Consider the following 11,080-nt stretch of genomic DNA (forward strand, 5'->3'; position numbering starts at 1 on the left):
AACGGCTAACAAGGCGTTCAAGAGGGATTCGCAACGCGTAGTATTTTCGTTATGCGTTGATTTTATTAGTTTTTAGTGCAATGCGGTGAGTTGGTAGTTGCGTTGCTCACCCCTTAACGCGGCGTTAGCTCGCAATCATCAATTTTTAATTAAGAGGCAATATGAGAAAAGACATTCCTGCGCCTATAATCGCGGTTTTATCAGACAACTTATCTGCGCTCGAGACTCATGCAAGTCTCGATAACCTATTCTTATATGCTGATGCTCCAGGGGAGCCGCCTGAAGGTTCTAAGCCTGTTAAAGTTCAAGCGTGGCTAAGACGAATTAACAAAGAATCAGGCGAGCCATTAAAAGTCCTTGGTAAGTTGATTGAAACGTATATGGAGTTACCAAAGCAAGAAGAGGAAGAGGTCTTCCTGTGGGGAACTAACGTTACAAATCATAAAAAGGAGTTCAAAGAAAAGCTTGAGTCAATTCTTGCGCAGTGCAATCTAACTTACATTAATGGTGGTATTGTATCTGATGGTAGTTCAGCCCCAAGTCGCTCCTTGTCTGACTTAATTAAAGGTAGAGACATTCCCTCAATTGAAGCTGAATTTACAAGAGCGCTAGCAAATGTAAACTCCGAACCTAGAGAATCAGTGTCAGCAGCTTGCAACATTTTGGAATCCATATTTAAGGTCTATATTGTTGATGAGCAATTAGCACAACCTCAAAAGCAAGATCTACAAAACGTTTGGAAAGTTGTGCGTGGTGATTTAGGTTTCGATCCTAAATTAGTTCAAGATGATGACTTAAAAAGAGTGTTATCAGGCATTCTGTCAATTGTTGACGGTATTGGAGCGTTTCGCACACATGCCAGTTCAGCGCACGGTGAGGGTCGAATTATGTATAAATTAAAACCTCGTCATGCTCGTTTGGCAATTCACTCTGCGCATACAATAGCGATGTTTGTGCTTGAAACTTGGGACGAAAAACGTAAGTCAGCGAGCTAACAAAGCGTTCAAGAGGGATTCACAACGCGCGGCATTCTCATTATGCGTTGATTTTATTGGTTTTTAGTGCAATGCGGAAGGTTGGTAGTTGCGTTGTTCACCCCTTAACGCGGCGTTATGCTTTATTGAGCCTCAGCAAAATCAATATATAAATTTTAATGGGAAAACTTAGTCTGATTTAGAAGTTTTCTTATTCTAATTTATTGATATTATGAGTTTATTGTTCTTTTTGGTGGCGATTGAAAGTTGATCGATGCTTGTGCTTTTTCGGCAACTCTGCTCTGATAAATTGTGTACACAAAAGGTTCGATTGTTGCTGAAAGGTCTCTTTCTTTGGTGTTGCTGGTTCATTGATTCCACAGGCTATTTCGCTTCAACAGGTTTGGGATCTCATGAACATCTTGCTTGCTGACAGTGTTTGGTTATCGCAAGTTTATCGATGTTTGTGCGCTTTTGTCCGGCTCTGCTCTGGATAAATTGTGTACGCAAAAGGTTCAACTGTTGCTGAAAGGTCTCTTCCTTTGGTGTGGTTGACCCCTTGATTCCGCAGGCTATTTCGCTTCAACTTATTTGGGATCTTATCGGCAACAATACTTGCTGAAAGTAGGTAAGTTTATCATTTTGAGTTAAAGTGGATTGAACCAATAAACTTTGAAAAAGTTCAATTTAATCAATAAGTAATAAAGCATAACAAACGCTTCAAGAGGGACTTCCAACGCGTGGCATTTTTATTATGCGTTGATTTTGGTGATTACGGTGTTATGCGGAAACTTGGTAGTAGCGTTGTCAGCCCCTTAAGCGGGCGTTATGTTTTATTGAGCCTCAGCAAGATCAATTCAAAAATTTTAATGGGAAAATTCCGTCTGATTTAGAAGTTTTCCTATTCTAATTTATTGATATTATGAGTTTATTGTCCTTTTTGGTGGCTATTGAAAGTTGAACGATGCTTGTGCTTTTTCGGCCAACTCTGCTCTGATAAATTGTGTGTGCAAAAGGTTCGATTGTCGCTGAAAAGTCTCTTTCTTTGTTGTTGCTTGTTCATTGATTCCACCGGCTATTTCGCTTCAACTTGTTTGGGATCTCATTGGCATCTAGTTTGCTGACAGTGTTTGGTTAGCGCAAGTTTATCGGCGAATGTGCGTTTTTGTCCGGCTCTGCTCTGATAAATTTTGTTCGTAAAAGGCTCAATTGTCGCTGAAAGGTCTTTTCCTTTGACGTTATTTGTTCCTTGATTCCGCAGGCTAATTCGCTTCAACTTGTTTGGGATCTTATCGACAACAATGATTGCTGAAAGTAGGCTGGTTTGTCATTTTGAGTTAAACTGCTGCGAACAAATGAATTTTGTAAAAGTTCAATGTAATCAATAAGTAATAAAACATAACAAACGCTTCAAGAGGGACTTCCAACGCGTGGCATTTTTATTATGCGTTGGCTTTTGTGGTTACGGTGTTATGCGGAAACTTGGTAGTAGCGTTGTCAGCCCCTTAAGCGGGCGTTATAAATCCTACTCAACATTGGGTGTAATTAAATATGAGTAATGAATTAACGATGTCTTTTTTGACTGCACTGCTTGTTCTAGTAGGTATTGCTCAGATTAGAATGCTGTTTAGCCAAAAGCATCAAAATCAACTTGCTTTACTTCAGGATTATAGAAACAGGTGGTGGGGCTTAAAAAAACAATGGGCGAGAACAGTGTATGTTGGACGAGGAGAAAAGGACTATTATCAAGTCGCAGACCAAGCTCAACTTACAGAATTAGAGCAATTAAAAGGGGATTATTCTTTAAGTGCGCCTACAGTATGGGCACTAGAGTCAGTGCGAGGAGTATCCAATATATTTAGTGATATTTGTATACGTATTCTTCAAGGGCACTTAGACATCAAAGATGTATATCCGATATTTGGCAGTGAGTTACTGCGACAAGGTCGTCCACTAAGAGTACTTCTCGATGTTTACTACCCTCAAGATCATGACCCAATGGAGAGCAGAGCGCATAGAGGAATTAGGAGGGAAGTGCAAGATTGGTTGGTTTATCATGACGGAATAAGACGACGTTGCTTGATATTGATTGATCTCTTATGGGCAGAAGGCGTTCGTCTTGGTGATATATGCCCTACTGACATGAAAAAAGCCGCTATAGCTAAAGTCCATACAGCTAACAAAATAAATAATAGATTGGGTGAGGAAACACGAAAAGTTAATGGCTCGATGTCTCTCATCAGAATAGTGAAACTTAAAAGTCATTTAAAAAATGCTCAGTATCGCAAAGGCTTTTGGGAGAACGGGCTTGATGAGATCGAGTTAGATGAACGTGAAAAAAAGTGGGTAGCAATGCTACTTAGAGAAAGTGTCTGATCAGATTTATAACAAACTGTTTAAGAGTGATTCGCAACGCTTGGCATTTTTGCTATGCGTTGTGTTTAGTGTTTAAGGTGGCATGCGGAAGCATCGGTATTGCGTTGCTCACACCTTAACAGGGCGTTATGGCGCAATTTTGACTTTAGTTTTTTGGGAGGTTTCTTGCAGGAGTTTTTGGCTTATTTAGGTGGAGCATCAGTCATTGTTGGTTTTCTTTCATTGTTGTTTCGGCAAACGATCGAAAGAGTTCTGTCAGAGTACATTTCATCAAAAGCAAAGAGACGCAATTACGTTTTTGAGCAAATTCACGCCAGAAAGATTGAATCAATTTCAAAGCTATATGAAGCGTCAGTTCAAGCTTCTGATGCTACATCATATGTAGTAAGGATGCAGGGTGAGCTAGAAAAGGAAAGGGTGTTGAGCTTGGAATTAGACGTTAAGAAGTTTGCCGAACAATACAGACTTGCTAAGCTTTGGCTCTCTGATGATATTTGCAATCTTGTAGACCAACTTCTTGACCAGCATTCAGCCTTTTATCAAGTTGTTAGAGGTTATCAGCTCAAGCAAAGTGGTTTAGGTAAAACACTCGATTCTAAGATGCTTGATCTATGGATTCGTGCGGATAAAGAACTTCCCTTGATCCAGTCGAAATTATGTGAGGCTTTCAAAGCGGAGTTGGCTAAGATTTCGCCATAACAAACGCTTCAAGAGGGACTTCCAACGCGTGGCATTTTTATTGTGCGTTGATTTCGGTGGTTACGGTGTTATGCGGAAACTTAGTAGTAGCGTTGTCAGCCCCTTAAGCGGGCGTTATAGCTCAGGTCAGATTTACCGCTCAAAAATTATGGCTACGTTAATCACGTATAGTGTTGCTATCTATACGTCAATTGCGTACACTTGACGTATGAAAAGTGTATTTGTCGAATCAACCATATTTGAAAAGTACCGCAATGAATATCTCAGCGATGATGAATTTAGGCTTTTTCAAGCTGAGTTAATGTCTAACCCGAAGCAGGGTGACGTGATTCAAGGTACAGGTGGTTTGCGAAAGATTCGAGTTGCAAGTAAAGGTAAGGGCAAGCGTGGTGGCTCTCGCGTGATCTATTACTTCCTCGATGAGAAGCGTCGTTTCTACTTGCTAACGGTTTACGGCAAGAATGAAATGTCCGACTTAACCGCAGACCAAAAGAAGCAACTAAAGGCTTTTATGGAGGCGTGGCGTAATGAGCAATCGTGATCTATTTGCAGAGTTAAGTTCAGCACTTGTTGAGGCTAAAGAGCATTCAGAGGGCAAACTTACCCTTAAAACTCATCAAGTTAATGACATCAGTGAGTTAAATATCTCACCTGATGAAATCGTGAGTATTCGAGAGCAGTTTAATATGTCTCGTGGTGTGTTTGCTCGTTTGTTGCACACCTCATCTCGTACGTTAGAAAACTGGGAACAAGGGCGTAGCGCACCAAATGGACAAGCAGTAACCCTGTTAAAGCTGGTTCAGCGTCATCCAGAAACCCTGTCACATATAGCTGAGCTATAACAAGGCGTTCAAGAGGGACAGCCAACGCGTGGCATTTTTATTATGCGTTGGTTTTTTGTGATTATGGTGTTATGCGGAAGCTTGGCAGTAGCGTTGGCTGCCCCTTAACGCGGCGTTAGGTTTAAGGTTATACATGGAAATCAAAGAGTTTAGTGTTTGTAATCTGGAATCATTAAGGAAGCTCTATTTTCACTCTAGAAGAGATAGTTTTACCTGGCTCAAGACGGACAGCTTTCGATTAGAAGACTTTGATCGTGATACTCATGGTGAACGAATTTGGCTAGTTGAGGTTTTAGGTCAAGTTGCAGGTTTCATCTCGATTTGGGAACCGGACAGATTTGTTCATCATTTGTATGTTTCCAGCGAATATCAGAGTCAAGGTATTGGTTCAATATTACTTAATGGTGCTAAAGCAAAATATGGCTATTTGAGTCTTAAATGTATGGTTCAAAATCAAAAGGCACTTGAGTTCTATTTGTCACAAGGTTTTGCAATTGTGTCGCAAGTAGATGATGAATTTGGTGGTTATTATCACATGAGCTTCAGCTTAAAAACCTAACAAGGCGTTAAAGAGGGATTCGCAACGCGTGGCATTTTCGTTATGCATTGATTTTATTAGTTTTTAGTGCAATGCGGTGAGTTGGTAGTTGCGTTGCTCACCCCTTAACGCGGCGTTATGCTTTATTGAACCTCAGCAAAATCAATATATAAATTTTAATGGGAAAACTCAGTCTGATTTAGAAGTTTTCCTATTCTAATTTATTGATATTATGAGTTTATTGTTCTTTTTTGTGGCTATGGAAAGTTGAACGAGGCTTCTGTTTTTTCGGCCAACTTTGCCCTGATAAATTGTGTACGCAAAAGGTTCTATTTTTGCTGAAAGGTCTCTTTCTTTGGTGTTGCTGGCTCATTGATTCCACGAGCTATTTCGCTTCAGCGTGTTTGGGAACTCATGAACATCTTGATTGCTGACAGTGTTTGGTTAGTTCAAGTTTATCGATGATTTTGCGCTTTTTTCCGGCTTTGCTCTGATAAATTGTGTACACAAAAGGTTCATTTGTCGCTGAACGGTCTCTTCCTTTGGTGTTGTTTGCCCATTGATTCCGCAGGCTAATTCGCTTCAACTTATTTGGGATCTTATTTGCACCAATGATTGCTGAAAGTAGGCAAGTTTATCATTTTGAGTTAAAGTGTTCGTAAGCAATGAACATTGTAAAAACTCAATGTAATCAATGAGTAATAAAGCATAACAAACACTTCAAGAGGGACTTCCAACGCGCAGCATTTTCATTATGCGTTGATTTCGGTGGTTTCAGTGTTGTGTGGAAACTTGGTAGTCGCGTTGTCAGCCCCTTAAGTGGGCGTTAGTTTCTATCTAGAAAAAACCATCAAAAGCTCAGATTCAATGCCCTGAAAAATCAGGCTTAAGCGTTCAAGTCGCACTATTTGGCTTTTGAGTTTTTCCTGATGCTGATTTGGTAGAAAGTGTTGAAAGTTCAGCTATTTAAAAGTCGCTGAAAACCCACAAGCCTCGAAGCTCCAATGTTGTCGGATATTCAACACGGCAAATTTGGTTTCACAAAAGGCAGCATTATCGCTGTGAGCTTGCTTTCTTTGTTGCGGACTCTTAACCGTGGCCAACTTAACCTTGATCGTTTTGAGATTTGGCAGGTAACTTCACAGCTTTTGGCGTTGGACGTGTGCATGTTCGATGCATTTGCGTAAAATACTTTTCAAGTAAAGGTGTTAAAAATCATTGTTAAACAATGGGCTACGAAACTAACAAACGCCTCAAGAGGGACTGTCAACGCGTGGCGTTTCCAGTCCCAATGAGCCGCGGTGGTTTCGGTTGTTGCGATTGAGTTTAGTGTTATGCGTTGCCATCCCCTTAGGCGGGCGTTATATGTCATCTAGCTCTACGGTCTATACTGCATATGAAATATGCATCTTTACTGTGTTGAGCGGTCGGCTTGTATTGTCTACAATAGCGCACTTTTTTACATATTTTAGGTTATGAATATGAACGACACTACAGCTAAACCCGCTTTGCCGGATCACCTTGCTGGTAATCCTCGCAGCCCACACTATGTAGCGGAATGCTTTGAACATCACATTGGCATTCGTCTAAATGGCAAAGAACGTACTGATGTTGAAGAATACTGCATTAGTGAAGGGTGGGTGAAAATTCCTTCACCGAAAGCTAAAGATCGTTTTGGCCAGCCGATGCTGATTAAGTTAAAAGGTGAAGTTGAAGCTTTTTATAAATAAGCTGCATTTTATACCGTCCGCATGCAATGTGTTGATAAATATGTAATTCAATGCATTGCATTCAAGATCTAGCTAGGTTTCTCATCCAAACATATAACAAACGGCTCAAGAGGGATTGCCAACGCTTGGCGACTTTAGTGCAAAATTGAAGTTCAGTGTTTACAGTGTGTTTTTTGAGTTCGGCGGTGCGTTGTCAACCCCTTAGCCGGGCGTTAGGCAAATAAATAGTTTGGTGCGTCATAACATCTGTCTTACTGCGATGAACAATACACAAATTCCGGCTAAAGTAAGATACAAGTTAATTCCTTCGAATTGTTTTATAAAATCGAAATTTATGCCACATATAACCAAGATAAAACCAACCGGAATTGAGCCAGCAGTCAAAGCAGTTGTGACTAAAGACTCAAGAATGGGACTTGTACTGTTTTGCCAGCAGACGTATAGATATCTAAGAGCACCAAATAAAATACAAATTGATGTGGCAATGTTCAAATAATTTGTTGCGGACATCTTTTCACCGTAGGTTTGCCGTTGCTATTTTAAAATTTTCTCACTCTTCGAAAGTAAAATCCAAAGTACGTTTTTTCGATGAATTTAATAATATCAATGAGTTAGCTATTGGTGGAATGGTGACTTACTCTTACGGTAATATGCCTAACAAACGCTTCAAGAGGGACAGCCAACGCGCAGCATTTTTACTATGCGTTGGTTTGTGTGGTTACGGTGTTATGCGGAAGCTTGGTAGTGGTGTTGGCTGCCCCTTAAGCGGGCGTTAGCTTAAAGAGGAAATATGACAGTAGAAGCTATTTCGTATTGGAACATGGTAGGAACATGGGTCGCTGCAATTGCTACTTTTTTGGCGGTGTTAGCTGCATTTTGGTTACCAAAGATGGAGGTGAAGCGTGTCAAAAAAGATGCTAAAGATAGTGCCGATAAATTAGTTCGAGCACAATTACTAGTTGTCAGCGACAGACTTGCTTCCCATTTAGACGCTATAAAAGAGCATAAAGTCTTAGATGCTCCGGTTGGCAATATCTCGCATTTGCCCAATGAAGTAGTGTCTGCACTTGATGTGCCCAAATTAACGTCGCTCTACTCGCTAAATCATGATCTAAACGTAGCTGAAAGCTCGAGGCGGAAAGCGCATAACCTGCTTACAAACACTTCCTCTGCTGAGTTTCAGGTTCATGTGACTGCATATAGTGATTGGATTAACAATCTGTATATAAAGGTTAATGAGTTAATGGCTGAGTTTTAAGCTAACAAAGCATTTAAGAGGGACAGCCAACGCGTGGCATTTTTATTATGCGTTGGTTTTTGTGATTACGGTGTTATGCGGAAAGTTGGTAGTCGCGTTGTCTGCCCCTTAATGCGGCGTTATGTAACCGTAGAGAAAAAGACCGCAATATATTGAAAGTTAAAGTGTTTTTATGCTTTTGCATTTTTAAGTTAGCTTCTATTTTACATGTTTTATGATTTTAACTTATTGTTTTAATTGGTTATTTATAAAGTTTGTAAAGTCAGTCTTATTCATATTGGCTTAGTTTTCGTCTTCTTGTTCTTCGAGTTTTTAGCTGGTTCTAAATGGTTCAGTGGGTTTGCGATGAGCTTGGTGGTAGTCATTTTTTTCTTTGGACTAGGGCTCATAGCTTCGTCGTTGTCACGCGAATTCTACTGGGTTACTGCTAACTTTTCATGTAAGTTAAACGATATTTGGTAATGCTGTTCTTTATAATGCTTTGAAATAGTTAGTAAAGTTACATAACAAAGCATTTAAGAGGGACAATCAACGCGTGGCATTTTTGGTTTGGATGCGCATTTGAGGTTACGGCAGGTTAGTTTAAGTTCAGCTGCTAGCGTTGCTTGCCCCTTAATGCGGCGTTAGCTTTATGGGGAATTAATGACGTACAGTGATATTGAAAAAGAATATAGATCTTATGTTGAAGATGCGTCTCTACAATTGGGATTGTCTGACGTACCACAGATCATGAATGTTGATGATTACTTATCTTTAGGAAGAAAAAAGATATCTAGTATGGCTATTGAGAAAATACCATATCAAGTATTTGCTTTAGATAGAGCAATTGAAGTATTAATGCTGCTTGCTGAAATGTTTGAAGTCCCAAACAAAGATCGTAGGCGAACGACTCTTTATGCTCAGCTTCGACGTTCAAGTAATATCTCAATCGCTTTCAGAGAAACAATATCTCTTGGTCTTGAAGAATCTGCTCGGGTGTTAACCAGAAATTTATTTGAGTCAAATGAACTAGCATTTGCAGTTCTCGTAAGTTCTGAATTTTCTGAGCAATATTTTCTAAATGATAATGTTGATCAAAAGAAATTTTGGAAACAAGAAATTGCTTATGGAAAGATATATCAGTATGTGTCAAAGGCATATTCTCTGGTATTTCCTGAGGAAGACATAATAGATTATCTCTCTCATCGCAAGGAACTAAAGAACATTACGTCTTCAGCTGTTCATTGTGATGACGGTGGGGGGCTTAGAAGTATCGCAATTCCAGTTTTAGGTAACGATGACATAGTCTGTATCCGCCCATATGAAGCAATCAATGCTCATGCACCAGATCATATTGAAGCGGTAATAGATGAAATTTTCATCGTCATTGGTGTTTTTGTGAATGCTATGCAAGCCAAAGAATACAACCAGCCATTTGCTCTAGGTAGTCATGATGTAAAGTACATTCATACTTTTTTATGTACTATTGATGCGTTTCAAAAGTTGGTTAATAAAGCAAGATGATCGTTTGAAAATAAAGCTAACAAACGCCTCAAGAGGGACTGTCAACGCGCGGCGTTTCCAGTCCCAATGAGCAGAAGTGATTACGGTTGGTGTAGTGGAGTTTAGTGTATGCGTTGCCAGCCCCTTAGGCGGGCGTTAGCCGACTTCTAGCACCTTACTCATCAGTAAGTGTATACTTAGCCAAGTTTTACTTACATTGAAGAAGAACACCATGACAGCATTGACTGATAACATGTGGAATATGAAACCAAATATACCGTTGGCTAAACAACTTGCCAAAAGAGATGTACCAGCTTTGGTTTATGACGCTGTTAACCTCGAGGGTGTTGCAATGACTTTACCTGAGGTGCAAACCATTCTTGATGGGATCACCGTAGGTGGCCATCGTATTAGTGATCAAAATATGGCAATGAACCAAGCTCGAGCATGGGAGCTCATTTTTGGCTTAGTTGATCAAGGTGAGTTTCAATTTAATAAAGAAACCGCCTTAAAAATCCACAATATCGCTGGCAAAGAAGAAGCGTTAGAGTGGGGTAAATTTCGCTCTGGTTACGTTTCTATTACGGGTTCAGAGTATGAGCCTCCTGCTCCAGATGCGTTGGACGAAAAATGGCTTGAAGTTGAGAGTCAGGTGAATAGCGAATCTGATGTTTACGATCAAGCAATTACTGCATTTTTACAAATGGCACGCGCTCAATTTTTTTGGGATGTTAACAAACGTACAGGCCGGTTCATGATGAACGGCATTTTGTTAGCTAACGGTTTCCCTATCATTAATGTGCAAGCCAAGCGTCAGCAAGAGTTTAATACGCTCATGCTCGACTTCTATTCTTCTAATGACATGACAGCAATGAATAAGTTTTTACGTAGCTGTTTGGATGAAAAAATCATTCGTAATTTCAAGCTAGATCTGAAAATCGGCTAACAAACTGTTCAAGTAGATTCGGCATGCGTGGCATTTTTGGTTTGCAGTGATTTTAGTGGTTACGTAGTGATGCAGAGACTCTTGTAATGCATGCCTCACTACTTAACAGGGCGTTATATTTTTTATGAGCCTTGATGCATTCTATTTGATGGTCTATCTTAAATTTGCTTATCTCAAGTTGGCTATGAGAACAGATAAGTAGACTTATCATTCATGAAAAAGGTATATAATATGG

The 11,080-nt window shown here is 39.9% G+C and carries 11 protein-coding genes and 1 pseudogene; all 12 read left to right on the forward strand.

Annotated elements, in window-relative coordinates; translation table 11 throughout:
* Positions 1–161 precede the first annotated feature (161 nt).
* Positions 162–995 (forward strand): abortive infection family protein, encoded by an 834-nt coding sequence (locus FKN93_RS16315; RefSeq protein ID WP_170905659.1) that lies wholly within the window; start codon positions 162–164, stop codon positions 993–995.
* A 1,530-nt stretch (positions 996–2,525) separates the two neighbouring features.
* Positions 2,526–3,350: a hypothetical protein gene (locus FKN93_RS16330; RefSeq protein WP_170905660.1), complete on the forward strand. Its 825-nt coding sequence runs from the start codon at positions 2,526–2,528 to the stop codon at positions 3,348–3,350.
* Positions 3,343–3,469, forward strand: a pseudogene (locus tag FKN93_RS16335) (DUF3265 domain-containing protein). Before FKN93_RS16330 ends, FKN93_RS16335 begins: the two are co-directional and overlap by 8 nt.
* Before the next feature lie 46 nt (positions 3,470–3,515).
* Complete coding sequence (locus FKN93_RS17775) at positions 3,516–4,049, forward strand: hypothetical protein (RefSeq protein ID WP_249374211.1); 534 nt, start codon at positions 3,516–3,518, stop codon at positions 4,047–4,049.
* A gap of 208 nt (positions 4,050–4,257) precedes the next feature.
* Positions 4,258–4,590 (forward strand): type II toxin-antitoxin system RelE/ParE family toxin, encoded by a 333-nt coding sequence (locus tag FKN93_RS16345; RefSeq protein ID WP_170905661.1) that lies wholly within the window; start codon positions 4,258–4,260, stop codon positions 4,588–4,590.
* Positions 4,577–4,891, forward strand: coding sequence for a DNA-binding transcriptional regulator (locus FKN93_RS16350; protein ID WP_017049537.1), 315 nt, complete (start codon positions 4,577–4,579; stop codon positions 4,889–4,891). The genes FKN93_RS16345 and FKN93_RS16350 overlap by 14 nt, the downstream gene beginning before the upstream one ends.
* 133 nt (positions 4,892–5,024) lie before the next feature.
* The gene (locus tag FKN93_RS16360; protein ID WP_158137391.1) at positions 5,025–5,450 is read left to right on the forward strand and encodes a GNAT family N-acetyltransferase; all 426 of its coding nucleotides are present in this window, start codon (positions 5,025–5,027) and stop codon (positions 5,448–5,450) included.
* 983 nt (positions 5,451–6,433) lie between these two features.
* Positions 6,434–6,616, forward strand: a complete 183-nt coding sequence (locus tag FKN93_RS16365) for a DUF645 family protein (RefSeq protein WP_170905662.1) — start codon at positions 6,434–6,436, stop codon at positions 6,614–6,616.
* 294 nt (positions 6,617–6,910) lie between these two features.
* Entirely contained in the window at positions 6,911–7,159 is a 249-nt protein-coding gene (locus FKN93_RS16370; protein ID WP_026028286.1) for a DUF3297 family protein, read from the forward strand.
* A 790-nt stretch (positions 7,160–7,949) separates the two neighbouring features.
* Positions 7,950–8,417, forward strand: coding sequence for a hypothetical protein (locus tag FKN93_RS16375; RefSeq protein WP_170905663.1), 468 nt, complete (start codon positions 7,950–7,952; stop codon positions 8,415–8,417).
* Between the two features lie 642 nt (positions 8,418–9,059).
* Positions 9,060–9,920 (forward strand): hypothetical protein, encoded by an 861-nt coding sequence (locus tag FKN93_RS16385; RefSeq protein ID WP_166538177.1) that lies wholly within the window; start codon positions 9,060–9,062, stop codon positions 9,918–9,920.
* A 211-nt stretch (positions 9,921–10,131) separates the two neighbouring features.
* A complete protein-coding gene (locus FKN93_RS16390; protein WP_000126165.1) occupies positions 10,132–10,845 on the forward strand; it encodes a Fic family protein in 714 nt (237 codons plus the stop codon).
* Positions 10,846–11,080: the final 235 nt, after the last annotated feature.

The organism is Vibrio sp. A8-1 (assembly GCF_013048685.1).
Taxonomy (GTDB): domain Bacteria; phylum Pseudomonadota; class Gammaproteobacteria; order Enterobacterales; family Vibrionaceae; genus Vibrio; species Vibrio metschnikovii.